The organism is Phenylobacterium sp. (genome assembly GCF_041920015.1).
Classification (GTDB): Bacteria; Pseudomonadota; Alphaproteobacteria; order Caulobacterales; family Caulobacteraceae; genus Phenylobacterium.
In genome coordinates this window covers 1-22,993 of sequence record NZ_JAYRST010000034.1, presented here as the reverse complement: position 1 = coordinate 22,993, position 22,993 = coordinate 1, and the positions used below count along the sequence as shown (strand labels likewise).

Sequence of the window (22,993 nt, the reverse complement as noted above, 5' to 3'; positions counted from 1 at the left end):
TGCCTGCGATGGGGAAACCGGGCGCGCGAACACCCGAAACGCCTTCCCTTCGCCGGCATGACCCGGATCAGGTTCTACGGGTCGCGGGCTCGCCCGCCTCTCAGCCGCCCAAGCGCGGCCCCCCGAGGACTGCGACCACACATAGGCCCGATCCTGGGAGATGGAAAGCGCCGCCATCCGGCCCCATTCTTGCGTTTCATTTTCGGCGCCCCGAGAGTCTTTAGCGGGCATCCCGCTTGAGGAGACCGCCATGCAGCGCCTGATCGTCCTGGCGTCCGCCGCCGCTCTTTGCGCGGCCGCCGCCCCCGCCCTGGCCGCCGATCCCGCCAAGCCCGCGGCCGGGCCGCAATGCTTCCGGGTCAGCCAGATCCAGAACCACACCAAGGGCGACGCCAAGACGCTCTATCTGTCGGTGAAGCCCAAGCGGCAGGTCTATCGCCTCGGCATGTCCGGCAGTTGCCTGGCCGGGGTCAATTCCGGCGATCCGCTGGTGCTGGAGACCGTCGGCGGAACGGACATGGTCTGCCGCCCGCTCGACCTCGACCTGAAGGTCAAGGTGGGCGCAGGCGGCCTGACGCCTTGCATCATCAAGGACATCACCCGCCTGACGCCGGACCAGGTGGCGGCCCTGCCGCCCAAGGTCCGCCCCTAAAGGACCTACAGCCTTCCTGCCCGGAAGGTGTCGCAAGCGGCCGGATCGCCCTTCTCCACCCCGATGCGGAACCAGCGCATCCGCTGCTCGCTGGTGCCGTGAGTGAAGGCGTCGGGCATGACGCGGCCCTGGGCCTGCTTCTGGATGGCGTCGTCGCCTACCGCCGCGGCCGCGCGGATGCCGTCCTCGATATCGGCCGGGTCCAGCGACACCTGCCCGCCCGAGGCGGCCGGCGCATGCGCCACCCAGACCCCGGCGTAGCAGTCGGCCTGCAGCTCCAGCCGCACGGCCGAGGAGTCGACCCCGCGCGACCCGCGCTCCACCTGCCGGGTCGCCCCGGTCAGGTTCTGGACATGGTGGCCGATCTCGTGGGCGATCACATAGGCCCGCGCCGCCTCGCCCTTGGCGCCGAACCGGCTTTCCAGCTCCTGCCAGAAGGCGAGGTCCAGATAGACCTTCTGGTCGGCCGGGCAATAGAACGGCCCCATGGCCGACTGACCCATGCCGCATCCGGTCCCGGTGGCCTGGTCGTAGATGACGATGGCGGCCGGCCGGCGATAGCGCTGGCCTTCCGCGGCGAAGATCTGGGTCCAGACGTCGGTGGTCGACTGTTCGATCACATCGACGAACTGACCGCCCTGGTCCTGGGTCGTGCCGCGCACGCCGTCCTGCTGCTGGGCCTGCTGGCCGCCGGCGCCGTTCACCACCGACATGGTGGTCGACGGATCGATGCCGAACACGAAATAGCCGATCAGCGCCAGGACTACGCCGCCCAGGCCGATGCCGCCGACCCCGGCTGCGCTCATTCCGCGGCGATCTTCGATATTGCCGCCCCTGCGGCCGCCCTGCCAACGCATGCCCTGCTTCCTCTTCAAGCGCCCCGCGCGCGGCGCGCGGAGGCAGCCTCTAAGATGCGGGTTGCGGCGGCGTCTGTCAGCGCCTGTTCTGCGTCACCGCGCGAACACGCGCGTTGGAGTCGGCCAGGACCGCGTCGGGAATGACGGCGTAGCCCGCCGCCCCGGCCCCCTCCTCGCCAGGCGCGCGCTTCGGATAGGCCGGCGGCGCGGCGGCGCGGAAGTCCTGCAACCGCTGCTCGGACTGCACGCGCGCATCCAGGGCGTTGAGCTGGTTCTCCAGCGCGATCGACCGCTGCCGGTCGAGCTGTTGCTGGGTCAGCAGGTCGAGCTGCTGCTGGGCTTGCGGGCTGACCTGGCCCATGGCCGGCGTCGCCAGGCTGGTTGCGGCGAGAAGGACGAGGGTCAGGTTTCGCATGAACATTGAACGTGCGGCGGGCCGCCTGGCTCCTCAACGGCGCGAAACCGTGAAACGGATCAGTTGCTCGGCCGGCGCCGTCCAGTCGGGCGCCAGTTCCTGCGCCTTGCGATAGTCGAGATAGGCGGACTTGGCGTCCTCCAGCCCCTCATGAGCCAGGGCGCGGTTGTAATAGGCCTTGGCCGGCTCGGCGACGCCCAGCTCCAGCCCCTTGTTGATATCGGGCAGGCTCTGCGCATAGAGCCGCCGGCCGATGGAGGCCGCGCCGCGGTTCACATAGGCCTCGCCCAGATCCGGGTGCAGCCGCACCGCCCGGTCGAAATCGCGCGTCGCCTCGACATAGGCCGCGCGGCGCAGCTTCAGAACGCCGCGGTTGACGAAGGTCCCGGCCCGGTCGCGGGCGTTCATCAGCTCGGTGTCCAGGGCCAGAGTGCACAACTCCTGAAACCTCGGATCGTCCTCGCCGGCCATCGCGGCCTGCGAGCAGGCCTCCGCCAAGCCGCCGCCGATCACGGTCACCGCCCCGCGCGCCGCGCCCGCTACAGCCAGCGCTGCCACGGCGACGCCTACGACCAGCAATCCCTTGAACATGGCAGGGCCTCCTGCACCCAGCCGGGCGCACCAAGAGGCCCGGCGCGCGTCCGACCTTACCCGCCAAGAATCTTCCCATAACGATGGTCTGTCAATGCGCGATACTTGCCCGGAAGGGCGCCAACGCCTTGTCAGACAAGGAGGGTCGAAAGCCTCCGCCCCTAGTTGGGCGGATTATGCGCCTCCAGGAAACGCACCGTCTCGGTCAGCATCTTCAGCCGGGTATCCCCACTCGACAGCCAGTGATCCTCCCCGGCCAGGGTGATCAGTTCGGCCTTCTTGCCCGCCTTTTCCAGAGCGTCCGCCATCAGCCTGCTCTGTTCGAACGCGACGACCGTGTCGTCCTTGGCATGGACCAGCAGGATCGGCGCCTTCACCCGATCGGCCAGCTTGGCGGGGGAGTAAGCGTCGAGATTCCCCAGACCCAGGTGCTTGCGCCGGTTGCGTTGGCGAACAGCATTGGCCGGCGTCTTGTCCTGCACCAGCAGTTCGAGGTCCGACATGCCACCGACCGAGACCGCGCAACGATAGATGTCCTGTTCCAGCGTGACCCCGGCAAGGGCCGCATAGCCTCCATAGTCCACACCGACGATGCAGACCCGATTGGGATCAGCGATCCCCTCCTGCGTCAAGAATCGCACGCCGTCCGATATGTCGGACTGCATCTTGCGGCCCCACTCGCCATACCCAGCGGCCTCAAAGCTCTCACCACGTCCCTGGGAGCCACGGAAATCCGGTAGCCAGACCGTGTAGCCACGCGACGAAAACGCCTGGGCCATCCAGTGAAAGCTGAGATCATCGTACCAATCTGACAGGCTATGGGGCAACACGACGAGCGGAGCGTTTCGACCTGCCGCAGCACTCGGCCTCACCAGTACGCCACGCAGCGCCATGCCGTCCGACGCGGTGTAGTCGACGAATTTTGCTGGATAAATCCCGGTAGCGGTCAAGCCTGCATAAGTATCGTCGATAATCGAAGCGCTGCGTGTCGTGAGATCGACCAAGGCGAACGCATTGCCGGTCTTAGGGCCTTCGACATGGGTGACGAAATGCTTGCGGTCCGACGACCAGCTTTCAAGCAAAACGGACTCCCCAGCGAACGCCCGCATGGCGCTTTTCCAGTCGGCCTGGTTTTCCGGATCGAAGAAATGCGCCTCCCCCGCGCCGCCTTGGATGTATCCGATTACTCGGCCATCGCGGGCGTCCAGCAGCAGCCTCGCCTCTTCGTCGACATCCAATCCCTCTCCCCAAGCTCCGTCTGCGAGCGACAGAAGACGATAGCGCCGCGTCCCGTCTTCCGAACGGGCGACCACCAGGTTACGCGGATCGTGGGCCAAGCCGACAACAGAGGGGGGATCGATCGGATATATCCCCGACTGGACGAGACGCCACGTCTCATCGATCTTGATCGATAACTTCCAGGCGCCCGTCTTGGCTGTGTACTCGGTTCTTGCGATAGCGCGACCAGCGCCGTCGACGGTCCAATCCGTCTGCGTCTTTCTCAGGTCGGGCCCGTCCTCGACAGCACGGCTCGCCCCGGACGCCACGTCGATCCGGAAGAGCGATTCCCGAACCTCGCTTCCGACAATCCGCATGGCCTGGACGTAAAGGACCGGCGCGACATCGACCAACCGGACGAGAGGGCCGGCAAGCACGAAATTGCTGGCGCCCGGCTCGCGGGCGAGCACCTCTCGAAAGCTGCGCGTCTTCACGTCGTAGAGCCGCAGTTGCTGCACCTCTATCGGTCCCGTGAACTTCACGTCACGGCCCGTCGGAGTCGCCTTTTGCGAGGTGCGGATCACGAGGTGTCCGGACCCGGCCCACGTCACCCCGCGCAGTTCCACCTCGCCCAAATTGACGCCGGCGATCGGCCCATTCTGTTCCAGGTCCTGAATCACGATCGAACGCGTGTTCCCGTCCGAGCGCAGGAGCGCCAGCTTCGACCCATCCGGCGAGATCACGACATTGTTCAGGGTCGGCCCGCGCGCATACAGCTCAAGCGGAGCAGCCGCGGCGGCTCCGGCCAGGGCGACGACGATCGAGACGGCGAGCGCGGAAAAGTACAATCGCATGACGCCACTCTACTTTCGAGCGCATCCTTCAGGTCAAGCTTGATTGCGAACCCGCAGCCGCCGCGTCTCGCGATACAGGATGTAGACGCCGCTGGCCGCCACGACGAGCGCGCCGGCGATGGTGGCTGCGCGGGGGATTTCGTCCCAGACCAGGAAGCCGATGATGCAGGCCCAGACGAGCTGGGTGTAGTCGAAGGGCGCCACCACCGCGACCGGCGCGCGGCGCAGGGCCTCGGTCAGGAAGAGCTGGCCGGTCCCACCTAGCAGGCCGGTGCAGATCAGCATGACCAGGGTGGTGAGGTCCGGGATCGTCCAGCCTCCGAACGGCAGGCTCGACAGCCCGACCAGCATTCCGGCCAGGGTGAAGTAGAAGACGATCGTCGGCCCCGGCTCGGTGCGGCCGATCTCGCGGATGGCGATCATCGCGCCGGCCGCCCCCAGGGCGCCCGCCAGGGCGAAGACCGTGCCGAGCGAGGCCATGTGCGTCGGGTCCGGCCGCACCATGATCAGCACCCCTACGAACCCGACCACCACCGCGCCCCAGCGGTGGACGCCCACATGCTCCTTCAGGATCAGGGCCGAGAGCGCGGTCATGAACAGGGGCGAGGCGAAGGAGAGCGCCGTGGACTCGGTCAGCGGCAGCATCGACACCGCGGTGAAGCCGCAGAACATCCCGACCAGCCCCACCGCCGAGCGGGTCGCGTGGCCGCCCAGCCGGTTGGTCTTCAGCACCCCGAAACCGGCCGTCTTCCATACGTAGAGCAGCACCGGCACGAAGGCGAAGGCGTTGCGGAAGAAGATGATCTCCAGCACCGGCGCGCCGCGCTCGGCGCAGGCCTTCACCAGCGCCGCCAGCCCCGCCATGCAGGCCATGGCCAATACGCGGAGCACGATCCCCAGGCCGTTGCGTTGGGTGACGGCGTGCGGACTGGGCTCTGCTGACAACGGGCGCTCCTTGCCCGCCCCTCCATAGAGGCCTCTCGCCGCCGGGGCCATAGGCCTGCGCCAGGCGCCCTCGCCTTTGCGCTCGCATGGCGTAGAGTTGCAACGCCTCAAGCTGACCACGACAGAACGGAGCTCGACATGACCCTTGGCCTGATGATGGCGGCCTGGACGCTCGTCCTGGCCTTCGCGCAGATCCTGTTGTCCGCGATCGCCCAGACCAGCCAGTACGGGTTGAAATGGAACGCTGGCCCGCGCGATGGCGAAATGCCGCCGCTGAACGATCGCGCCCAGCGGCTGAAGCGCGCCCAGGCCAATCTGTTCGAGACCCTGCCCCTCTTCCTGGGCGCGGTGCTCATCGCCCATGTCACCGGTCGGGAAAGCGAGATCACCGCCCTCGGCGCCCAGCTCTATTTCTGGGCGCGGGTCGCCTATGTGCCGCTCTACGCCTGGGGCGTGCCCTATCTGCGTTCCGTGGCCTGGGCGGTGGGCGTCGTCGGCCTCGGCATGGTCGCCCAGGCGATCCTGCTGCCCTGAGGCTCGCAGGCGGCCGAACTTTGCGCGGAACGACTCCCTCGCCAGCACCGTTCGCAATGGAGGGACGGCGTAACCGACGAGGTACGCGATGAAGATTCTGCTTACGACCGCCGCGCTCGGCGCGGCCCTCACGCTCGGCGCCTGCGGCACCACGGTCACCGAACGCGCCGCCACCGGCGGCCTGGCCGGCGCGGCCATCGGCGCCGCTGTCGACAGCTCGGTAACCGGCGCGCTGGTGGGCGGGGCGGCGGGCGCTGCGCTGGGCGCGGCCACCACCCCGAAGTTCGACAACGTCAACCGTCGCCAGCACTACGACAACCGCGCGGGCCGCTATTACTTCTACGACCCCGGCACGCGCCGCTACTATTGGGAAGACGGCAGCCCGCGACGCTGACGCTTAGGCGGCGACCTTGTAGCCGGCCTCTTCGATCGCCGCGGCCAGGGCGTCGCGGCGATCGTCGCCGCTGACGTCCACCCGGCCTGCCTCCAGGTCGACGGCGACCTGCGCCTTGGGCGCGACCTTCTGGACGGCCTGCGTCACCGACTGCACGCAATGGCCGCACGACATGCCTTCGACCTTGAAGCTCAACATCCGCCAACTCCTTCCGAACGGGACTGCGCCTGTTGTGCACCTTCCAGCGGTTGGAAGGTCAATGCGGAAAACGGCCCCTTGACCCTCCCATGATGGGAAGGCCCATTAAGGCAGGGTCCGCATCCGAAGGAGCCCGCCGTGCAGCAAGCCCGCCTGCAGCCGATCGACATTCCCGTCCAGGGCATGACCTGCGCGAGCTGCGTCGGCCGCGTGGAAAGGGCCATCGCCGCCGTCCCCGGCGTGGCGGCCGCCAACGTCAATCTCGCCGCCGAGCGCGCCCACGTCGAGCTGACGCCGGACGGCGACGCCGCCGCAGTCGCCGCGGCCATCCGCAAGGCCGGCTACGAGCCGCTCGACCGGCAGGTGGAGCTGAAGATCGTCGGCATGACCTGCGCCAGTTGCGTCAGCCGCGTGGAAAAGGCTCTGAAGTCGGTTCCCGGCGTGCTGGACGCCCAGGTCAACCTGGCGACCGAGCGCGCCCAGGTCCGCATCCTGGGCGGCGCCGACGCCTCGGCCCTGATGGCTGCGGTCGCCGCCGCCGGCTATCAGGCCGAAACCGTCGATCCCGCAGACGGCGCCGATCTGGCCGAGCGCGAGCGCGCCGCCCGCGAGGGCGAGATCAAGGCCCTCAAGACCTCCGTCGCCATCGCCGCAGCCGCGACCCTGCCGCTGTTCCTGGTCGAGATGGGCCGCCACGCGATCCCGGCCGTCCATCACTGGCTGGCCATGACCATCGGCGAACAGCCCTGGCGGCTGGCGAGCTTCGGCCTGGCCGCGCTGGTGCTGCTGGGGCCGGGCCGGCGCTTCTTCAGCAAGGGCGTTCCCAACCTTCTGCGCCGCGCGCCGGACATGAACTCGCTGGTGGCGCTGGGGGCCAGCGCGGCCTTCGCCTATTCGGCCGTGGCGACCTTCGCCCCCGCCCTGCTGCCGGCCGGCGCCGACCACGTCTATTACGAGGCCGCGGCCGTGATCGTGACCCTGGTGCTGGTCGGGCGCCTGTTCGAGGCCCAGGCCAAGGGCCGCACCGGCGAGGCGATCAAGCGGCTGATGACCCTGCAGGCCAAGTCCGCCCGCATCGTGCGCGAGGGCCAGGAGCGCGAGGTTCCCATCGCCGAGGTCATGGCCGGCGACATCGTCGTCGTGCGTCCGGGCGAGCGCCTGGCGGTCGACGGCGAGGTCCTGGACGGGGCCTCCTTCGTCGACGAATCCATGATCACCGGAGAGCCGGTCCCCATCGAGAAGCGCCCCGGCGACGCCGTTGTGGGCGGCACCGTCAACAAGTCCGGCGCCTTCCGCTTCCGCGCCACCAAGGTCGGCAGCCAGACCATGCTGGCCCAGATCGTGCGCATGGTCGAAACCGCCCAGGGCTCGAAGCTGCCGATCCAGGCCCTGGTCGACAGGGTCACCGGCTGGTTCGTGCCGGCGGTGATCGCCGCAGCCCTGCTGACCTTTGCGGCCTGGATGATCTTCGGCCCCAGCCCGGCCCTGGCCTTCGCCCTGGTCAACGCCGTGGCGGTGCTGATCATCGCCTGCCCCTGCGCCATGGGCTTGGCCACCCCGACCTCGATCATGGTCGGGACCGGCCGCGCCGCCGAACTGGGAGTGTTGTTCCGCAAGGGCGAAGCGTTGCAGGCCCTGCGCGATGTGAAGATCGTCGCCTTCGACAAGACCGGCACCCTGACCGTCGGCCATCCGGTGATGACCGATCTGGTCGCCGCCGAAGGCTTCGCTGAGGATGAGGTCCTGGCCCTGGCCGCAGCGGTGGAAAGCCGTTCGGAACACCCGATCGCCGAGGCCATCGTCGCCGCCGCGCGCGAGCGAGGGCTGCCCCTGCCCGACCCGCAGGACTTCGAGAACCTCGCCGGCTTCGGGGCGCAGGCGCAGGCAAGCGGACGGCTGGTCCAGGTCGGCGCGGACCACTTCATGGAAAAACTCGGCCTCTCGACTGCGGCCTTCACCGAGACCGCCCAGGCCCTGGGCGCCCAGGCCAGGACCCCGATCTATGTCGCCGTGGACGGCCGGCTGGCCGCCATCGTCGCCGTGGCCGACGCGATCAAGCCGACCACGCGCCAGGCGCTGGACGCCCTGCACGCCATGGGCCTGAAGATCGCGATGATCACCGGCGACAACCCTGCCACCGCCCGCGCCGTCGCCGCCGAGCTCGGCATCGACGAGGTGCAGGCCCAGGTCCTGCCGGAGGGCAAGGTCGCCGCCATCCAGGCGCTGCGCGAGCGCTTCGGCCCGGTCGCCTTCGTCGGCGACGGCGTCAACGACGCCCCGGCCCTGGCCAGCGCCGACGTCGGCCTGGCCATGGGCGCGGGCACGGACATCGCCATCGAGAGCGCCGATGTCGTGCTGATGCGCGGCGACCTGCGCGGCGTGCCCGCCGCAGCCGCCCTCAGCCGGGCGGTGATGCGCAACATCGGCGAGAACCTGGCCTGGGCGTTCGGCTACAATATCATCCTGATCCCGGTCGCCGCCGGCGCGCTCTATCCGATGTTCGGCCTGCTGCTCTCGCCGATGGTCGCCGCCGGCGCCATGGCGTTGTCCAGCGTCAGCGTCGTGGCCAACGCCCTGCGGCTGCGCCGCTTCTCTCCGCCCGTCACGGCCTGAAGGAAATCGCCATGAACATCGGACAGGCGTCCAAGGCGTCCGGCGTCACCACCAAGATGATCCGCTATTACGACGAGATCGGCCTGGTGCAGCCCTCGGCGCGCAACGACGCCAACTATCGGGAGTATGGCGAGCGCGAGTTGAACGAACTGCGCTTCATCCGCCGCGCGCGCTCGCTGGGCTTCTCGATGGCCGAGATCACCCAACTCCTCTCGCTCTGGCGCGACCGCGAGCGCCCCAGCCGCGAGGTGAAAGCCATCGCTGAGCGGCACCTGGCCGGGCTGGACGCGCGGATCGCCGAGATGCAGGCCATGGCCGAGACCCTGCGCCACCTCTCGCACTGCTGCGCGGGCGATGATCGCCCCGACTGCCCGATCCTGGCCGACCTTACCGCCGGCTCCCTGCCGTCGGAGCCGAAGCCGCCGCCGTCGCGGCGGCCTGCCTAGTCCGGACGATAGGCGCGCAGGAAGGTGTCGACTGCGCGGATCACCTGGGTCTCGATCTCGGCGTCGGTCATTTCGTCGGTGACCACGCCCCAGATTCGCGGCTGCAAGACGCCCGAAATCGCCAGGTCCTTGAACTGCTGGGCCGCCACGAAGGGATCGGCGCGGCGCAGCACGCCCTGGCCCATCAGGTCGGCCAGATACTCCCCGACCTTCATCAGCACGGCCTTGGGGCCGAGATCGTAGAACATCCGTCCGATTTCGGGGAACCGCTCGTTCTCGGAGACCACCAGGCGCTGGATGCCGCGCGACTCCGCGCTCAGCAGCAGGCGCAGGAAGCTTTCGGCGAAATGCTCCAGGCGCTCGCGCGGCCCGGCGGCGTCGTGGGCCAGGTCGAACAGCGTCTCGGCCAGGGCGCCGCACTGGCGCTGCATCATGGCCTCGAACAATTCTTCCTTGGATTTGAAATAGTTGTAGAGCGTGCCCTTCGAGCCGCCCAAGCGCGCGGCGATGGTCGACATCGAGGTCGCGGCATAGCCTTCGGCCAGGAAGCACTCGCGCGCGACGTCGAGAATGCCGTCGCGGCGTTCGTCCCTGCGTCCCTCCCGCTTGCTCTGGGGTGCGCCTGCCACCATCTGACCATCCTGTACGGTTTGGACTTGACGTCGTCCAGCCTGTCAAACATATGACCGTACCGTACGGTTTTCCAGCCATACAACACCCAGCCTTCAGTTTGCGAGACGCGGCATGGCCCGCCTGATCCTCCCCCCCGTGACGGCGGCCCTCCTCCTGGCGGGCTGCGCGGCCGTCCCCGACCTGGGTCCAGCCCCCCAGGTCCGGTCGGCGCAGGCCTATGCCGCAACCGAAAGCTTCCAGGCGCCCGCCGCCGACTGGCCATCCGACCAGTGGTGGAAGACCTATGGCGACGCCCAGCTCGACGGCCTCGTGGACGAGGCCCTGGCCGGCTCGCCCACCCTGGTTCAGGCGCAGGCGCGGCTGCGCATCGCCCAGGCCCATGTCCAGCAGGGCCGCGCGGCCCTGCTGCCCGGCCTGACGGCCAACGCCCAGGCGGCTCAGACCAAGCAGAGCTACAACAACGGCATTCCGCCAGCCTTCACGCCCCAGGGCTACAACGACACCGGCCGCGCGACCCTCGACCTTTCCTTCGACCTCGACCTGTGGGGCAAGAACCGCGCCGCCCTGGCCGCCGCCACCTCCGAGGCGACCGCCGCCGAGATGGACGCCGTCCAGGCCCGCCTGGTGCTGACCACCGCCCTGGTCGGCGCCTATGCCGACCTCTCCCGCGCCTTCGCCCAGCAGGAGGCGGCCGAGCAGGCCAGGGCCAATCGCGAGGCGACCCGCCAGCTCGTCGCCCAGCGCGTCGCCAACGGCGCGGCCAACCAGGGCGAACTTCGCCAGGCCGAGGCGGGCCTAGCCGGCGCCGACCAGGACCTCGCCGCCGCGAACGAGCAGCTCGCCCTCGCCCGCGACCAGCTCGCAGCCCTGATGGGCGCCGGCCCTGACCGGGGGCTCTCGATCGCCCGCCCGCAGCCGGCCGCCGGCCGCGATTTCGGCCTGCCGCAGAACCTCGCCGCCGACCTGCTCGGCCGCCGCCCGGATCTCCAGGCCGCCCGCCTGCGCGCCCAGGCCGCCGCCCGGCGGATCGACGTCGCGCACGCCGCCTTCTATCCGAACATCAATCTCGCCGCCTTCGCCGGCGCCCAGTCGCTGGGCCTGGACATGCTCACCAAGTCCGGCTCCGACATCGGCCAGGCAGGCCTAGCCGTCAGCCTGCCGATCTTCCAGGGCGGCCGCCTCTCGGGCGCCTATCGCGGCGCGCGGGCCGAATACGACGCCGCCGTGGCCGCATATGACGCCACCCTGGTCCAGGCCCTGCGCGAGGTGGCCGACGCCGCCGCCGGCGAGCGCGCCCTGGGCGAACGCCTGACCGCCGCGCGCCTGGCCCTGGCCAAGGGCGAGGAGGCCTATCGCATCGCCCGCCTGCGCTACGAAGGCGGGCTGGAATCCTACACCTCGGTGCTGACGGCCGAAAACGCCGTCATCCAGCAACGACGCGCCGCCGCCGACCTGGAAGCCCGCGCCCTCACCCTCGACGCGGCCCTGGTCCGCGCCCTCGGCGGCGGCTTCCGCGCCGCCTGATCCCAACCATTTCCGCCTTCCCCCGGAAAGACGCTTCCATGCCCGACGACATCGGTCCTCCCCCGCAAGCCGCCGCCGAAATCGCAGCCCCCGCTCCCGCCGCCCGCGCTGGAGCCGGCGCCAGGCGCAAGCGCCTGTTCTCCATCCTCGGCGCGGTGATCCTCGTCCTCGCCCTGATCTGGGGCGCCTACTGGCTGCTGGTCGGTTCGCGGCGGGTGACCACCGACAACGCCTATGTCGGCGCCGACACCGCCCAGGTGACCGCCCTGGTCTCCGGCCCCATCCTCCAGACGCCGGTCGGCGAGACCATGGTGGTCAAGAAGGGCCAGGTCATCGCCGTGATCGACCCGGCCGACTATCAGCTCGCCCTCGACCGCGCCAAGGCCGAGCTCGGCCAGGCCGAACGGCGCGTCGGCCAGTACTTCGCCAATGACGAGGCCCTGGGCGCCCAGACCGCGGCCCGCACCGCCGACATCGCCCGCGCCGAGGCCGCCCTGGCCAGCGCCCGTTCCGACTATTCGCGGGCCGAGGTCGAATATGGCCGCCGCCGCAACCTCTCGGCCTCCGGCGCCGTTTCGGGCGACGAGCTGACCCAGGCCGAAAATCGTTTCGAGGCCGCCAAGGCCGCCCTCGCCGCCGCCCAGGCGGGCCTGGCCCAGGCCAGGGCCAGCGCCGCCCAGTCGGCCGGCCAGCAGAAGGCCGCCGCCGCCCTGGTCGCCGGCGCCGGCTTGGCCGACAACCCCGAAGTCGCCGCCGCCCGCGCCAAGCTCGCCCAGGCCGAGTTGGACCTGGCCCGCACCACCATCCGCGCCCCGGTCGACGGCATCGTCGCGCGCAAGGCCGTCGTCGTCGGCCAGAAGGTCGCGAGCGGCGCCGCGGTGATGAGCATCGTCCCGATCCAGACCGCCTATGTGGACGCCAACTTCAAGGAGGTTCAGCTCCGCAAGGTACGCCCCGGCCAGGCGGTCGAGCTGACCAGCGACCTCTATGGCAAGGGCGTGAAGTTCCACGGCAAGGTCGCCGGAGTCGGCGGCGGCACCGGTTCGGCCTTCGCCCTGATCCCGGCCCAGAACGCCACCGGCAACTGGATCAAGGTAGTTCAGCGCGTGCCGGTGCGCATCACCCTCGACCCCAAGGAACTGGCCGAGCATCCGCTGCGCGTCGGCCTGTCCATGGACGCCGTGATCGACGTCTCCAGATAGGAGCCGGCCCGTGAGCCAGAGCCACTCGACGCCGGCGCCCCTGACGGGCGCGCCGCTGCTGCTGACCGGGCTGCTGCTCGGCCTGGCCAACTTCATGGTGGTGCTGGACATCACCATCGCCAACGTCGCCGTGCCGCACATCGCCGGCGGCCTGGCCGTCTCGCCCAGCCAGGGCACCTGGGTCATCACCTCCTATTCGGTGGCCGAGGCGATCACGGTCCCCCTCTCCGGCTGGCTCGCCCAGCGGTTCGGAGCGGTGAAGGTCTTCGTGTTCGGCCTGGTCGGCTTCGGGGTCTGCTCGATCCTCTGCGGCCTGGCCCCGACCTTCGGCTTCCTGGTCGCCGGGCGCGTGCTCCAGGGCTTCTGCGGCGGCCCGATCATGCCGATGTCCCAGACCCTGCTGCTGCAGATCTTCCCCAAGGAGCGCGCGCCCCAGGCCCTCGGCCTCTGGAGCATGACCACCGTCGTCGGCCCCATCGCCGGGCCGATCCTCGGCGGCATGCTGTCCGACAACATCGGCTGGCACTGGATCTTCTTCATCAACATCCCGGTCGCCTTCGGGGTGGCGTTCCTGGCCTATCGCTCGCTGATCCACCGCGAGAGCCCGACGCGGCGCGTGCCGGTCGACTATGTGGGCCTGGGCCTGCTGGTGGTCTGGGTCGGCTCGCTGCAGATCATGCTCGACAAGGGCAAGGAGCTGGACTGGTTCGCCTCCACGACCATCGTCGTCCTGGCCATCGTCGCGGCCATCGGCTTCGCCGCCTTCCTGATCTGGGAGCTGACCTCACGGAACCCGATCGTCAATCTGCGCATCTTCCGTCACCGCGGCTTCTCCGTGGGGGTGACGACGCTCAGCCTGACCTTCGGCGCCTTCTTCGCCAGCGTGGTGATCCTGCCGCTCTGGCTACAGACCAACATGGGCTACACCGCCACCTGGGCCGGCTACGCCGCCGCCTTCCAGGGCGTGCTGGCGGTGGTGATGTCGCCTATCGTCGCCAGCCAGGTCGCCCGGCGCGACCCGCGGGCCCTGGTCTCGTTCGGCGTGTTCTGGATGGCGGGCATCGCCATCTGGCGCACCCACTTCAACACCGGCGCAGACTTCACCTCGATCATCATGCCGCAGCTCTTCCTGGGCTTCGCCATGCCGTTCTTCTTCATCCCGACCCAGAGCATCGCCCTGGGCGCCGTGGCCCCGGAGGAAACCGCCGCGGCCGCCGGCGTCGCCAACTTCCTGCGGGTGGTGGCCGGGGCCTTCGCCACCTCGATCATGACCACCGCCTGGGAGAACGACGCCAGCGCCAAGCGCAGCGAACTGGCCGGCGCCCTGAACCAGCCCGGCGGCGCGCTCGAGGCCATGACCGCCCACGGCTTCACTCCGGCCCAGGCGCTCGGCCAGCTCGAGGGCCTGGTCCAGACCCAGGCGGTGATGCTGTCGACCAACGCCATGTACATGGCCACCGCCGTCGTCTTCGCGATCGCCGCCACCACCATCTGGCTGGCGCCGCGGCCCAAGCAGGCGTCCCCGCCCGGCGGCGGTCACTAGCGGAGGCAAAGACCTGGCTCCGGCTATCGGCGGCCGGCCCGCCAGGTTTCGAGCGCCGCATCCATCGCCCGCTGCGTGACGCGATAGAACTCCGCCACCTCGACCAGCCGCTCGCGCGCTGGCGTGGGGGCGATGCCCGAGCCTCGCTCGAACACCTCCGCCAGGCTCTCCACCATGCGGTTCTGCGCGGCGAGCATGGCCTCGTAATTGTCGGACGCCGCGTAGAGCACGCGCTTGGTGCCGCGCTGCCCGATGCGCCGCGCCAGCATGTACTGCTCCAGCAACCGGGCCGCGACGAAGGCGGTGCTCCTGGCGACCTGCAGGTCCGCCGCGATCTGGTCGAGACTCACCGGCTGGGCCGCCAGCAGCAGGTAGCCGTAGAGCCGCGCTGCAGCCGCCGGCACGCCCCAGGGGATCAATTGGCGCGCCACATCCTCGATGAACCCGGCCGCCGTCTCTGCATTTGACATATTCGACATATACCGAATATATCAAATTCGAGCGACAGGTTCAACCGCTTCACGTCGCCATCATGCGGGGCTGCGATGCTGACCTATCTCCTGAAGACGGCCGCCTGGACGGCCTTCCTCATGCTTCTCCTGTTCGCGCCCGCAGGCACGCTGAACTATCCGGGCGGATGGGCGCTGCTGATCGTCTTCACTCTGGGAAGCGTCGCGGCCATCGCCTGGCTCGCCCGCGCGAGCCCCGCCCTGCTGGCCGAACGCATGAGTTCCCCGGTCCAGCGGGGTCAGCCCCTCTGGGACAGGGTCTGGCTCAGCGGCTTCATGCTGCTCTTCTGCGCCTGGGTGGCGTTCATGGCCTGGGACGCGGCGCGCGGCGACTTCAGGGCCGTACCGGTCTGGCTGCAGGTCGCCGGCCTCATCGGCATGTTCGCCTACGGCTTCGGGGTCTGGAGGACGTTTCGCGAAAACGTCTTCGCAGCCCCTGTCGTGAAGGTGCAGGAGGGTCAGTCGGTGATCGACACCGGCCCCTACGCGGTCATCCGCCACCCGATGTACGCCGGCGCGCTGCTGTTGTTCCTCTGCATGCCGCTCGTGCTCGGCTCCTGGCTGGGCCTCGTCGGCACGGCCATCCTCGCCGCGATCCTGGCTTGGCGCACCCTGCGCGAAGAGCAGGCGCTACGCCGAGACCTGCCGGGCTACACAGCCTATGCGGAACGTGTCCGCTTCCGCTGGATTCCCCACGTCTGGTGACGACACGCATGAGAAGAGCATGTGGTGCGGGCGGTCGGGCTCGAACCGACACTCCTTTCGGAACCGGATTTTGAGTCCGGCGCGTCTACCAGTTTCACCACGCCCGCATGTGGAGAGGGTGAGGTATTTCGCAGGCCCTGGCCTGTCCAGGGGAAATTACGCACGGCCGCGCTCTCGACGGCCGCCGCTCGAACTGATAATCGTTCGCAAATAGTTCTCCAAGGAAGCCTGTCCGAATGAACAACCTTTCGCTCCGGCCCGAAGCCGACGCCACGCCGACGGACGGCGTCGTGGTCCGGCTCAGCGAAGCGTCCCTGGGCGACGCCGGAGTCGTCGTCGACGTGCGCGCCGAGAGCAAGCCTTCCGCGCACGGCGTCGATGTCGAGGAACTTCAACGCCGCCTGCTGGAGTTCGGCTTCGTCGAGGGCGCCCGCATCGAGGTGATCCACGAAGGCGCCATCGGCCACGACCCGATCGCCGTGCGGCTGGACGACATGCGCGTGGCCCTGCGCCGCCGCGACGCCGAGGACGTGTTCATCCTGCTGGACCACGCGTGATATGAGTGAAGTGCTTTCCCCGGCCAGGATCGCCCTGGTCGGCAATCCCAATTCCGGCAAGACCGCCCTCTTCAACGCCCTGACCGGCTCGCGCCAGAAGGTCGCCAACTACGCCGGCGTCACCGTCGAGCGGAAGGAAGGCAGCGTCGTCTCCCCCGCCGGCCACGCCCTTTCCATACTCGACCTGCCGGGTACCTATTCCCTGCGCGCCCGCAGCCCGGACGAGGTCGTCACCCGCGACGCCGTGCTCGGCCGCCTGGCCGGGGAGGTCCCGCCCGAGATCGTCATCTGCGTGGCCGACGCCACCAACCTGCGCCTCGTCCTGCGCCTGGCGCTGGAGTTGAAGCAGGTCGGCCGCCCGATGGTGCTGGCGCTCAACATGTACGACATCGCCCAGCGCCAGGGCCTGCGCATCGACCTCGAGGGCCTCTCGCGCGAGATCGGCGCCCCCATCGTCACCACCGTCGCCACCCGCAAGCGCGGGATCGAGGATCTGCTCTCGCAGGTCGACGCCCTGATCGCCGAGGGCCGCCTGGCCGGCGAGAACACCTGGCGCGAGCCCACCGCCGCCGAGATCCGCCAGGCCCACGCCGAGGCCCAGCGCCTGGTGCGCGCCTACGTCCGCCCGCCCGAGCATCCCGACACCTGGACCGGGCGGATCGACTCCGTCCTGCTGCATCCGATCGGCGGGCTGGTCATCCTGCTCGGCCTGCTGTTCCTGATGTTCCAGGCGGTGTTCACCTGGGCGACGCCGGCCATGGACGGCATCGAGGCGGCCTTCGGCGCCTTGGCCGTCTTCGTGGGCGACTACATTCCCAATCCGCTGCTGCACAGCCTGATCTCGGACGGCCTGATCGCCGGGGTCGGCAGCGTGCTGGTGTTCCTGCCGCAGATCCTGATCCTGTTCTTCTTCATCATCATGCTGGAGGACCTGGGCTACATGTCCCGGGCGGCCTTCCTGATGGACAAGATCATGGGCGGGGCGGGCCTGCACGGCCGCGCCTTCATCCCCCTGCTGTCCTCCTTCGCCTGCGCGATCCCGGGGATCATGTCGACCCGGGTGATCGACAACAAGCGCGACCGGCTCACCACCATCCTGGTGGCGCCGCTGATGACCTGTTCGGCGCGGATTCCGGTCTACACCCTTATCATCGGGGCCTTCATTCCCAACACCAAGGTCTGGGGCGTGTTCAGCCTGCAGGGGCTGGTGATGTTCGGCCTCTACGCCGCCGGCATCCTCAGCGCCCTGGCGGTCTCCTTCGTCATCCGCCGCATCTTCTGGCGCAGCGCGGTCGAGCCGTTCCTGATGGAGCTGCCGACCTACAAGCTGCCCGAGCCGATGAACGTGCTGCGCAACCTCGGCCTGCGCGCCAAGATCTTCATCAACCGCGCCGGCCGGATCATCCTGCCGTTGATGATCCTGATCTGGGTGCTGTCGACCTTCCCCTATCCGCCGGAAGGCGCCACGGCGCCCGCCATCGACTACAGCTTCGCCGGCATCATCGGCCATGCGATCCAGCCGCTCCTGGCCCCCATCGGCTTCAACTGGCAGATGTCGATCGCCCTGGTGCCCGGCATGGCCGCCCGCGAGGTCGCGGTCGCCACCCTGGGCACGGTCTATGCGGTGGGCGATGCGGAGAACAACGTCGGCGCCCTGGCCACCACCCTGTCCGGCCACTGGTCGCTGGCCACCGGCCTGTCGTTCCTGGTCTGGTACGTCTTCGCCCCGCAGTGCGCGCCGACCCTCGGCGTCGTGAAGCGCGAGACCAATAGCTGGATCTGGCCGACCGTGATGTTCGCCTACATGGTGACGCTCGCCTACGCCGCCTCGTTCATCGTCTATCACACCGCCGTCGCGCTGGGCGCGGGCTGAGCGCGACGGTGTGAACGGGGTTTAACTTCGGCGATTAACGCTCGCTAAAGGCGAGCATCCTAGCTTGACGCCATTGGGTGGGGGCTAGAATGGACCGAACTCAGAAGAAATCCCGTCGCAAGGCGACGCAACGTCCGGCCACGGAAAACCTGGTCGAACGCATCCGCGAGACCCTCGTCTATTTCGGGGGCGAAGCACACCGCCGCGACGTGATCGTCAATGTCGCGCGCGAAGTCGGCGTCGACGTGAAGAACATCCCCGAGGACTTCGAGCACGCGATCATCGTCTCGTTCGAAGAGACCTGGCGCGACGAGGCCCGCCGCGCGCTCTATGGCTTCCACCTGCGGTTCGGCGAAGGCTCGCACCGCTGGGGCCTGAAGCCCGTCACCGCCCACTGACCGGTCAGCCGGGCGCTTCGACCGTCTGCTCGATGGCGCCGAACAGGGTGTGACGCCGTACGTCGCGCATCTCGATGCGCACCACGTCGCCGCGCCGCATGAACGGCGTCTTCGGCGCGCCCGCGGTAAGGGTCTCCACCGTCCGCAATTCGGCCAGGCACGAATAGCCGACCCCGCCCTCGGCGATGGTCTTGCCAGGCCCATCGTCCGGCCCGCGGTTCGACACCGTGCCCGACCCGATGATCGTACCGGCGCCCAGCGCCCGCGTGCGGGCCGCATGCGCGATCAGGGTTCCGAAATCGAAGGTCATGTCGATCCCGGCGTCGGCGCAGCCCAGCGGCGCGCCGTTCAGTTCGACCTCCAGCGCCCCGTGCAGCCTGCCGTCCCTCCAGGCCTCGCCCAGGGCGTCCGGCGTCACCGCCACCGGCGAGAAGGCCGAGGCCGGCTTGGACTGGAAGAACCCGAACCCCTTGCCGATCTCCCCAGGGATCAGGTTGCGCAGCGAGACGTCGTTGCACAGCATCACCAGCCGGATCGCCGCCAGGCCCTCCTCCCGGCTCGCCCCCATCGGCACGTCGCCGACGATCACGGCGATCTCGCCCTCCATGTCGCAGCCGAAGCCTTCGTCCGCCAGCGGGATGGGATCGCGCGGGCCCAGGAACCCGTCCGAACCGCCCTGGTACATCAGCGGATCGGTCCAGAAGCTCTGCGGCATGTCGGCGGCGCGCGCCTGGCGCACCAGGGCCACGTGGTTCACATAGGCCGAGCCATCGGCCCACTGATAGGCGCGCGGCAGGGGGCTGGCCGCCTCGTGCTCGTGGAACCGCTCGCGCGGGACCGCGCCATGCTCCAGGCTCTGCGCCAGGCCGCGCAGCAGCGGCTCGGCCCGGTCCCAATCGTCCAGTGCGCTCTGCAAGGTCGGCGCTATCGCGCCCGCATCCGCATACCAGGCCAGATCCTGCGAGACGACGACCAGACGGCCGTCACGTCCGCCCTTCAGCGACGCGAGCTTCATTCAGTCCTCCGCGCCCACGGTGCGTGTCACGCGCACGCCCTGCTCGTAGGCTTCGGGGAAATAGACCACGACCTCGACGCAGATGTCTCCGCCCGGCTCACCTGCCCACAGATAATTGCGCTCGAAACACACCTCGCGGCCGGCGGGCGTATAGCCTTCATAGGTGTCGCCCCAGGGCGTGCAGGCGGCCATGTCGCGCCGCCCGAGCGAACAGGCGCGCTCCAGTTCCTCTTGCGCCGCTTCGGTCAGGTCGAGCTGGGGGTCCATGTGAGCCATGACGACAAGTCTATCGCGCCCTCTGCACTCCGTCGCCAGCGTCGATTTCGCCAGGCTATCACGCGCGCAGCGCCCCCTCCGGTGTCGCCCCGGAAAGCGCGCAGCGCTTGTCCGGGGTCCATGAACACCTGAGATTTCAGAATCTTGAGCCGCTGGACCCTATTCAAATCCGTCGACGTTCATGGGCCCCGGTCTTGCTTCGCAAACCGGGGTGACACCCATGTAGAGCCCTACGCACGCTTCCCCCTTCCCGATCACAATGGGGAGGAAAGCTCAGGGCTCGTCCTTGTAGATGCCGACGCTGAGCGGCCGGCCCTCGGCCATGCTGGCGCGGTACATGCCCGAGGTGTTGTAGCTCCAGGCGATCTGGCCGTTGGGCGCCACGGCGATGATCCCGCCGTCGCCGCCCAGGGCGGTCAGCTTCTTCTGCACCACCTCGTCGGCGGCGGCCTGCAGGCTCAGGCCCTTCAGCTCGACCAGGGCGCAGACGTCGCGCGCCACGGTCAGGCGGATGAAATACTCGCCCGTCCCGGTGGCCGAGACCGCGCACGAGGCGTTCGAGGCGTAGGTGCCCGCGCCGATGATCGGGCTGTCGCCCACCCGGCCCCAGCGCTTGCCGGTGGTGCCGCCGGTCGATGTCCCGGCCGCCACGTTCCCCTGGCTGTCCAGGGCGACCACCCCGACCGTGCCGTGCTTGCCTTCGTCATGGGCCAGGCCCTCGGCCGAATCCGGCGTCTTGACGCCCGCGGGCCTGGCCGGAACCGGCAGATCGTTGGCCCTGGCGAAGGTCTCCAGGCTCTTCCAGCGGCGTTCGGTGAAGAAATAGCTTGGATCGACCTGCTCCAGACCTTCGGCCTTGGAGAACGCGTCCGCCCCGGCGCCGATCAACATCACGTGCGGCGACTTTTCCATCACCGCGCGGGCCAGCGAGATCGGATGGCGCGTGCGGGTCACCCCCGCCACGGCCCCGGCCTTCAGCGTCTTGCCGTCCATCATCGCAGCGTCGAGTTCGTTGCGGCCCTCGGCCGTGAACACCGCTCCGCGCCCGGCGTTGAACAGCGGATCGTCCTCCAGCAGGTGGATGGTCGCCTCGATCGCGTCCATCGCGCTGCCGCCGTCCTTCAGCACCTTGGCCCCGGCTTCGGTCACCCGCGTCATGGCGGCGCGATAGGCCGCCTCCTGTTCGGGCGTGAGCTGGCTGCGCTCGATCACTCCGGCGCCGCCGTGGACGACGATGGCCCATTTGGGCGCGGCGAGGGCTTGGCTGGTCATCAGGGCGGTCATCACAAGAGCAAGGGTCAGGATGCGCATCGGGCCTCCTTGGCGGGTTGGGCGGCTTCCGGATTGCCCGACGCCGTCGCCGGAGACAAGCGCCCTTTCGCCTGATAGCAAGGCGCAAATCGCAAGTCGGGGCGCCATGTTTCGCAAGATGTACGACTGGGTCATGGGCTTGGCCGGATCGCGCCACGCCCCGACCAGCCTGGCCGTGGTTTCCTTCGCCGAAAGCTCGTTCTTTCCCATCCCGCCGGACGTGATGCTGGCGCCGATGGTGCTGGCCCGGCCCGAGCGCGCCTTCGTCTACGCCGGCATCTGCACCGCCGCCTCGGTGGTCGGCGGCCTGCTGGGTTACGCCATCGGCTTCTATCTGGAGCCGGTCGGCCTGTGGCTGCTGACCCTCATGGGCCACCCGGACGGCAAGGCCGCCTTCGAAAAATGGTTCGCCGAATGGGGCCTGTGGGTGATCCTCATCAAGGGCGCGACCCCGATCCCGTACAAGCTGGTGACCATCACCGCGGGCCTGGCGCAGTTCTCGCTCGTCACCTTCGTCTGGGCCTCGATCCTGACCCGCGGCGTGCGCTTCTTCGCCGTGGCCGCGATCCTGAAATATTTCGGCCCGGCCATGCTGGCCGAGTTCGAAAAGCGCATAGCGCTCTACGGCTCGCTGGGCGTCGTGGCCCTGGTCGCCCTGGTGGTCGCCCTGAAGATGCTGACCTGACCCCTTGGGACGGCGCAGGTTTTGAGGTCATATCGCCAACGATGAGCGCCTTTCTCCGTCCCGTGCTGCAACGCTGGCGCCTGAGCGCCCTGGTCGCCTCGCTGGCGATGCTGGCCATCGCGCACGCTTTCGAGACCTTCGGGGGCCTGGCGCCCTGCACCCTCTGCCTGCGCGCGCGAGAGGTCTATTGGCTGGCTGCGGCCCTGGCCCTGGCCGGCATGCTGGCGACGCGTCTGCGCGGCGGCGAGCGGTTCCGCCTGGCCTTCAACGCCGCCCTGGCCCTGGTCTTCGCCGCGGGCGTGGCCCTGGCGGTCTATCATGCCGGCGTCGAATGGAAGTTCTGGCCCGGCCCCACCGCCTGCTCGGGGGGCGGCGCGATCGTCGACGCCAGCCAGATGACCGACCTGCTGCAAGGCGCCAGGATCAAGCCGCCGGCCTGCGACGAAGCGGCCTGGGTGTTCCTCGGCCTCTCCATGGCCGGCTGGAACGCCCTGGCTTCCCTGGCCCTCACCGTGCTCAGCGGCCTGGCCGTGGCGCATGAACGGAGAACGACGCGATGAGCGGCAAACCCCTTCCCCCCAGGCCCGGCGCTGGCGCGACCAGCCAGCGCCGGGCCGAGATTCTGCGGGTCGATCACGCCGGCGAGCTCGGCGCGGTCCACATCTATCGCGGCCAGCTCGCCGTGCTGCGCGCCGCCAAGGGCCGCGAGCGCATCACCGGCCAGCTCGCCGAGATGGAGGCCGACGAGATCGAGCACCTCTCGCGCTTCGACAAGCTGCTGAACGACCACAAGGTTCGCCCGACCGCCATGACCCCGCTCTGGCGCGTCGCCGGCTTCGCCCTCGGCGCCGGCACCGCCCTCCTGGGCGAGAAGGCCGCCCATGCCTGCACCGAGGCGGTCGAGGACGTGATCGAGCGCCACTACGCCGGCCAGATCGCCGAACTGGAAGGCCGCGAACCCGAACTCGCCGCCGAGCTCACCAAGTTCCGCGACGAGGAGATCGCCCACCGCGACCATGCGCTGGAGGAAGGCGCGCGCGAGGCT

At 69.2% G+C, this 22,993-nt stretch carries 26 protein-coding genes, 1 tRNA gene and 1 riboswitch; of the genes, 15 read left to right on the top strand and 12 right to left on the bottom strand.

Annotation, left to right across the window (positions count from 1 at the left end; translation table 11 throughout):
• Nucleotides 1-27: 27 nt before the first annotated feature.
• Nucleotides 28-135, bottom strand: a riboswitch (TPP riboswitch).
• A 115-nt stretch (nucleotides 136-250) separates the two neighbouring features.
• Entirely contained in the window at nucleotides 251-652 is a 402-nt protein-coding gene (locus ACE3TL_RS09220; protein WP_374578416.1) for a DUF6491 family protein, read from the top strand.
• Between the two features lie 5 nt (nucleotides 653-657).
• On the opposite strand, the gene ACE3TL_RS09215 is transcribed toward ACE3TL_RS09220, so the two are convergent.
• From ACE3TL_RS09215 to ACE3TL_RS09195, 5 genes are all read right to left on the bottom strand, one after another.
• Complete coding sequence (locus ACE3TL_RS09215; RefSeq protein ID WP_374578415.1) at nucleotides 658-1,509, bottom strand: neutral zinc metallopeptidase; 852 nt, start codon at nucleotides 1,507-1,509, stop codon at nucleotides 658-660.
• A 76-nt stretch (nucleotides 1,510-1,585) separates the two neighbouring features.
• A complete protein-coding gene (locus ACE3TL_RS09210) occupies nucleotides 1,586-1,930 on the bottom strand; it encodes a hypothetical protein (RefSeq protein ID WP_374578414.1) in 345 nt (114 codons plus the stop codon).
• A gap of 27 nt (nucleotides 1,931-1,957) precedes the next feature.
• Nucleotides 1,958-2,515: a hypothetical protein gene (locus ACE3TL_RS09205; RefSeq protein ID WP_374578413.1), complete on the bottom strand. Its 558-nt coding sequence runs from the start codon at nucleotides 2,513-2,515 to the stop codon at nucleotides 1,958-1,960.
• A gap of 161 nt (nucleotides 2,516-2,676) precedes the next feature.
• Nucleotides 2,677-4,587 carry an alpha/beta hydrolase family protein gene (locus ACE3TL_RS09200; RefSeq protein ID WP_374578412.1) on the bottom strand — a complete coding sequence of 637 codons (1,911 nt, stop codon included), beginning with the start codon at nucleotides 4,585-4,587 and terminating at the stop codon, nucleotides 2,677-2,679.
• 33 nt (nucleotides 4,588-4,620) lie between these two features.
• The gene (locus ACE3TL_RS09195) at nucleotides 4,621-5,532 is read right to left on the bottom strand and encodes a DMT family transporter (RefSeq protein ID WP_374578411.1); all 912 of its coding nucleotides are present in this window, start codon (nucleotides 5,530-5,532) and stop codon (nucleotides 4,621-4,623) included.
• A gap of 138 nt (nucleotides 5,533-5,670) precedes the next feature.
• On the opposite strand from ACE3TL_RS09195, the gene ACE3TL_RS09190 reads away from it, so the two are divergent.
• Both ACE3TL_RS09190 and ACE3TL_RS09185 read left to right on the top strand, forming a co-directional pair.
• Entirely contained in the window at nucleotides 5,671-6,066 is a 396-nt protein-coding gene (locus tag ACE3TL_RS09190) for an MAPEG family protein (RefSeq protein WP_374578410.1), read from the top strand.
• An 88-nt stretch (nucleotides 6,067-6,154) separates the two neighbouring features.
• The gene (locus tag ACE3TL_RS09185; protein ID WP_374534938.1) at nucleotides 6,155-6,460 is read left to right on the top strand and encodes a hypothetical protein; all 306 of its coding nucleotides are present in this window, start codon (nucleotides 6,155-6,157) and stop codon (nucleotides 6,458-6,460) included.
• A gap of 3 nt (nucleotides 6,461-6,463) precedes the next feature.
• On the opposite strand, the gene ACE3TL_RS09180 is transcribed toward ACE3TL_RS09185, so the two are convergent.
• On the bottom strand, nucleotides 6,464-6,658 hold the full coding sequence (locus ACE3TL_RS09180) for a heavy-metal-associated domain-containing protein (protein ID WP_374578409.1): 195 nt from the start codon (nucleotides 6,656-6,658) through the stop codon (nucleotides 6,464-6,466).
• A 183-nt stretch (nucleotides 6,659-6,841) separates the two neighbouring features.
• Between ACE3TL_RS09180 and ACE3TL_RS09175 the strand changes: the two genes are divergently transcribed.
• Together ACE3TL_RS09175 and cueR are read left to right on the top strand one after the other, a co-directional pair.
• On the top strand, nucleotides 6,842-9,271 hold the full coding sequence (locus ACE3TL_RS09175; protein WP_374578428.1) for a heavy metal translocating P-type ATPase: 2,430 nt from the start codon (nucleotides 6,842-6,844) through the stop codon (nucleotides 9,269-9,271).
• A gap of 11 nt (nucleotides 9,272-9,282) precedes the next feature.
• Nucleotides 9,283-9,717, top strand: coding sequence for a Cu(I)-responsive transcriptional regulator (gene cueR, locus ACE3TL_RS09170; protein WP_374578408.1), 435 nt, complete (start codon nucleotides 9,283-9,285; stop codon nucleotides 9,715-9,717).
• Here cueR and ACE3TL_RS09165 read toward each other — a convergent pair.
• Nucleotides 9,714-10,349, bottom strand: coding sequence for a TetR/AcrR family transcriptional regulator (locus ACE3TL_RS09165; protein ID WP_374578407.1), 636 nt, complete (start codon nucleotides 10,347-10,349; stop codon nucleotides 9,714-9,716). The genes cueR and ACE3TL_RS09165 overlap by 4 nt on opposite strands.
• 112 nt (nucleotides 10,350-10,461) lie before the next feature.
• On the opposite strand from ACE3TL_RS09165, the gene ACE3TL_RS09160 reads away from it, so the two are divergent.
• The 3 genes from ACE3TL_RS09160 to ACE3TL_RS09150 are packed head-to-tail and all read left to right on the top strand — an operon-like array spanning nucleotide 10,462 to nucleotide 14,619.
• Nucleotides 10,462-11,874 carry an efflux transporter outer membrane subunit gene (locus ACE3TL_RS09160; protein ID WP_374578406.1) on the top strand — a complete coding sequence of 471 codons (1,413 nt, stop codon included), beginning with the start codon at nucleotides 10,462-10,464 and terminating at the stop codon, nucleotides 11,872-11,874.
• Between the two features lie 38 nt (nucleotides 11,875-11,912).
• Nucleotides 11,913-13,076 (top strand): HlyD family efflux transporter periplasmic adaptor subunit, encoded by a 1,164-nt coding sequence (locus ACE3TL_RS09155; RefSeq protein WP_374578405.1) that lies wholly within the window; start codon nucleotides 11,913-11,915, stop codon nucleotides 13,074-13,076.
• 10 nt (nucleotides 13,077-13,086) lie between these two features.
• On the top strand, nucleotides 13,087-14,619 hold the full coding sequence (locus tag ACE3TL_RS09150; protein WP_374578404.1) for a DHA2 family efflux MFS transporter permease subunit: 1,533 nt from the start codon (nucleotides 13,087-13,089) through the stop codon (nucleotides 14,617-14,619).
• 23 nt (nucleotides 14,620-14,642) lie between these two features.
• Here ACE3TL_RS09150 and ACE3TL_RS09145 read toward each other — a convergent pair whose 3' ends face one another.
• Nucleotides 14,643-15,089, bottom strand: coding sequence for a GbsR/MarR family transcriptional regulator (locus tag ACE3TL_RS09145; RefSeq protein WP_374578403.1), 447 nt, complete (start codon nucleotides 15,087-15,089; stop codon nucleotides 14,643-14,645).
• Nucleotides 15,090-15,164: 75 nt separating this feature from the next.
• Between ACE3TL_RS09145 and ACE3TL_RS09140 the strand changes: the two genes are divergently transcribed.
• Nucleotides 15,165-15,833, top strand: coding sequence for an isoprenylcysteine carboxylmethyltransferase family protein (locus ACE3TL_RS09140; protein ID WP_374578402.1), 669 nt, complete (start codon nucleotides 15,165-15,167; stop codon nucleotides 15,831-15,833).
• Between the two features lie 22 nt (nucleotides 15,834-15,855).
• On the opposite strand, the gene ACE3TL_RS09135 is transcribed toward ACE3TL_RS09140, so the two are convergent.
• A tRNA-Leu gene (locus tag ACE3TL_RS09135) sits at nucleotides 15,856-15,940 on the bottom strand.
• Between the two features lie 129 nt (nucleotides 15,941-16,069).
• Here ACE3TL_RS09135 and ACE3TL_RS09130 point away from each other — a divergent pair.
• The 3 genes from ACE3TL_RS09130 to ACE3TL_RS09120 all read left to right on the top strand — a co-directional run bounded on the left by ACE3TL_RS09130 (nucleotide 16,070) and on the right by ACE3TL_RS09120 (nucleotide 18,661).
• Nucleotides 16,070-16,390, top strand: coding sequence for a ferrous iron transport protein A (locus tag ACE3TL_RS09130; protein WP_374578401.1), 321 nt, complete (start codon nucleotides 16,070-16,072; stop codon nucleotides 16,388-16,390).
• A 1-nt stretch (nucleotide 16,391) separates the two neighbouring features.
• On the top strand, nucleotides 16,392-18,263 hold the full coding sequence (locus tag ACE3TL_RS09125; protein WP_374578400.1) for a ferrous iron transporter B: 1,872 nt from the start codon (nucleotides 16,392-16,394) through the stop codon (nucleotides 18,261-18,263).
• A gap of 89 nt (nucleotides 18,264-18,352) precedes the next feature.
• Nucleotides 18,353-18,661 carry a hypothetical protein gene (locus tag ACE3TL_RS09120; RefSeq protein ID WP_374578399.1) on the top strand — a complete coding sequence of 103 codons (309 nt, stop codon included), beginning with the start codon at nucleotides 18,353-18,355 and terminating at the stop codon, nucleotides 18,659-18,661.
• Between the two features lie 4 nt (nucleotides 18,662-18,665).
• Here ACE3TL_RS09120 and ACE3TL_RS09115 read toward each other — a convergent pair whose 3' ends face one another.
• The 3 genes from ACE3TL_RS09115 to ACE3TL_RS09105 all read right to left on the bottom strand — a co-directional run bounded on the left by ACE3TL_RS09115 (nucleotide 18,666) and on the right by ACE3TL_RS09105 (nucleotide 21,263).
• Nucleotides 18,666-19,676 (bottom strand): fumarylacetoacetate hydrolase family protein, encoded by a 1,011-nt coding sequence (locus ACE3TL_RS09115; protein ID WP_374578398.1) that lies wholly within the window; start codon nucleotides 19,674-19,676, stop codon nucleotides 18,666-18,668.
• The gene (locus ACE3TL_RS09110; RefSeq protein WP_374533573.1) at nucleotides 19,677-19,952 is read right to left on the bottom strand and encodes a hypothetical protein; all 276 of its coding nucleotides are present in this window, start codon (nucleotides 19,950-19,952) and stop codon (nucleotides 19,677-19,679) included. It abuts the gene before it with no gap.
• Nucleotides 19,953-20,225: 273 nt separating this feature from the next.
• Nucleotides 20,226-21,263, bottom strand: coding sequence for an isoaspartyl peptidase/L-asparaginase family protein (locus ACE3TL_RS09105; protein WP_374578397.1), 1,038 nt, complete (start codon nucleotides 21,261-21,263; stop codon nucleotides 20,226-20,228).
• 106 nt (nucleotides 21,264-21,369) lie between these two features.
• Between ACE3TL_RS09105 and ACE3TL_RS09100 the strand changes: the two genes are divergently transcribed.
• From ACE3TL_RS09100 to ACE3TL_RS09090, 3 genes are all read left to right on the top strand, one after another.
• The gene (locus ACE3TL_RS09100) at nucleotides 21,370-21,948 is read left to right on the top strand and encodes a YqaA family protein (RefSeq protein WP_374578396.1); all 579 of its coding nucleotides are present in this window, start codon (nucleotides 21,370-21,372) and stop codon (nucleotides 21,946-21,948) included.
• Between the two features lie 41 nt (nucleotides 21,949-21,989).
• A complete protein-coding gene (locus ACE3TL_RS09095) occupies nucleotides 21,990-22,508 on the top strand; it encodes a disulfide bond formation protein B (protein WP_374578395.1) in 519 nt (172 codons plus the stop codon).
• The coding region (locus tag ACE3TL_RS09090; protein WP_374578394.1) for a demethoxyubiquinone hydroxylase family protein at nucleotides 22,505-22,993 on the top strand (489 nt) is incomplete at its 3' end. The genes ACE3TL_RS09095 and ACE3TL_RS09090, both read left to right, overlap by 4 nt.

What these genes read in the sequence shown, in the direction of transcription:
- ACE3TL_RS09220 (WP_374578416.1), top strand. Translation starts at nt 251, where the DNA reads ATGCAGCGCCTGATCGTCCTGGCGTCCGCCGCCGCTCTTTGCGCGGCC.
- ACE3TL_RS09215 (WP_374578415.1), bottom strand. Translation starts at nt 1,509, where the DNA reads ATGCGTTGGCAGGGCGGCCGCAGGGGCGGCAATATCGAAGATCGCCGC.
- ACE3TL_RS09210 (WP_374578414.1), bottom strand. Translation starts at nt 1,930, where the DNA reads ATGTTCATGCGAAACCTGACCCTCGTCCTTCTCGCCGCAACCAGCCTG.
- ACE3TL_RS09205 (WP_374578413.1), bottom strand. Translation starts at nt 2,515, where the DNA reads ATGTTCAAGGGATTGCTGGTCGTAGGCGTCGCCGTGGCAGCGCTGGCT.
- ACE3TL_RS09200 (WP_374578412.1), bottom strand. Translation starts at nt 4,587, where the DNA reads ATGCGATTGTACTTTTCCGCGCTCGCCGTCTCGATCGTCGTCGCCCTG.
- ACE3TL_RS09190 (WP_374578410.1), top strand. Translation starts at nt 5,671, where the DNA reads ATGACCCTTGGCCTGATGATGGCGGCCTGGACGCTCGTCCTGGCCTTC.
- ACE3TL_RS09185 (WP_374534938.1), top strand. Translation starts at nt 6,155, where the DNA reads ATGAAGATTCTGCTTACGACCGCCGCGCTCGGCGCGGCCCTCACGCTC.
- ACE3TL_RS09180 (WP_374578409.1), bottom strand. Translation starts at nt 6,658, where the DNA reads ATGTTGAGCTTCAAGGTCGAAGGCATGTCGTGCGGCCATTGCGTGCAG.
- ACE3TL_RS09175 (WP_374578428.1), top strand. Translation starts at nt 6,842, where the DNA reads ATGACCTGCGCGAGCTGCGTCGGCCGCGTGGAAAGGGCCATCGCCGCC.
- cueR (WP_374578408.1), top strand. Translation starts at nt 9,283, where the DNA reads ATGAACATCGGACAGGCGTCCAAGGCGTCCGGCGTCACCACCAAGATG.
- ACE3TL_RS09165 (WP_374578407.1), bottom strand. Translation starts at nt 10,349, where the DNA reads ATGGTGGCAGGCGCACCCCAGAGCAAGCGGGAGGGACGCAGGGACGAA.
- ACE3TL_RS09160 (WP_374578406.1), top strand. Translation starts at nt 10,462, where the DNA reads ATGGCCCGCCTGATCCTCCCCCCCGTGACGGCGGCCCTCCTCCTGGCG.
- ACE3TL_RS09155 (WP_374578405.1), top strand. Translation starts at nt 11,913, where the DNA reads ATGCCCGACGACATCGGTCCTCCCCCGCAAGCCGCCGCCGAAATCGCA.
- ACE3TL_RS09145 (WP_374578403.1), bottom strand. Translation starts at nt 15,089, where the DNA reads ATGTCAAATGCAGAGACGGCGGCCGGGTTCATCGAGGATGTGGCGCGC.
- ACE3TL_RS09140 (WP_374578402.1), top strand. Translation starts at nt 15,165, where the DNA reads ATGCTGACCTATCTCCTGAAGACGGCCGCCTGGACGGCCTTCCTCATG.
- ACE3TL_RS09130 (WP_374578401.1), top strand. Translation starts at nt 16,070, where the DNA reads ATGAACAACCTTTCGCTCCGGCCCGAAGCCGACGCCACGCCGACGGAC.
- ACE3TL_RS09125 (WP_374578400.1), top strand. Translation starts at nt 16,392, where the DNA reads ATGAGTGAAGTGCTTTCCCCGGCCAGGATCGCCCTGGTCGGCAATCCC.
- ACE3TL_RS09120 (WP_374578399.1), top strand. Translation starts at nt 18,353, where the DNA reads ATGGACCGAACTCAGAAGAAATCCCGTCGCAAGGCGACGCAACGTCCG.
- ACE3TL_RS09115 (WP_374578398.1), bottom strand. Translation starts at nt 19,676, where the DNA reads ATGAAGCTCGCGTCGCTGAAGGGCGGACGTGACGGCCGTCTGGTCGTC.
- ACE3TL_RS09110 (WP_374533573.1), bottom strand. Translation starts at nt 19,952, where the DNA reads ATGGCTCACATGGACCCCCAGCTCGACCTGACCGAAGCGGCGCAAGAG.
- ACE3TL_RS09105 (WP_374578397.1), bottom strand. Translation starts at nt 21,263, where the DNA reads ATGCGCATCCTGACCCTTGCTCTTGTGATGACCGCCCTGATGACCAGC.
- ACE3TL_RS09100 (WP_374578396.1), top strand. Translation starts at nt 21,370, where the DNA reads ATGTTTCGCAAGATGTACGACTGGGTCATGGGCTTGGCCGGATCGCGC.
- ACE3TL_RS09095 (WP_374578395.1), top strand. Translation starts at nt 21,990, where the DNA reads ATGAGCGCCTTTCTCCGTCCCGTGCTGCAACGCTGGCGCCTGAGCGCC.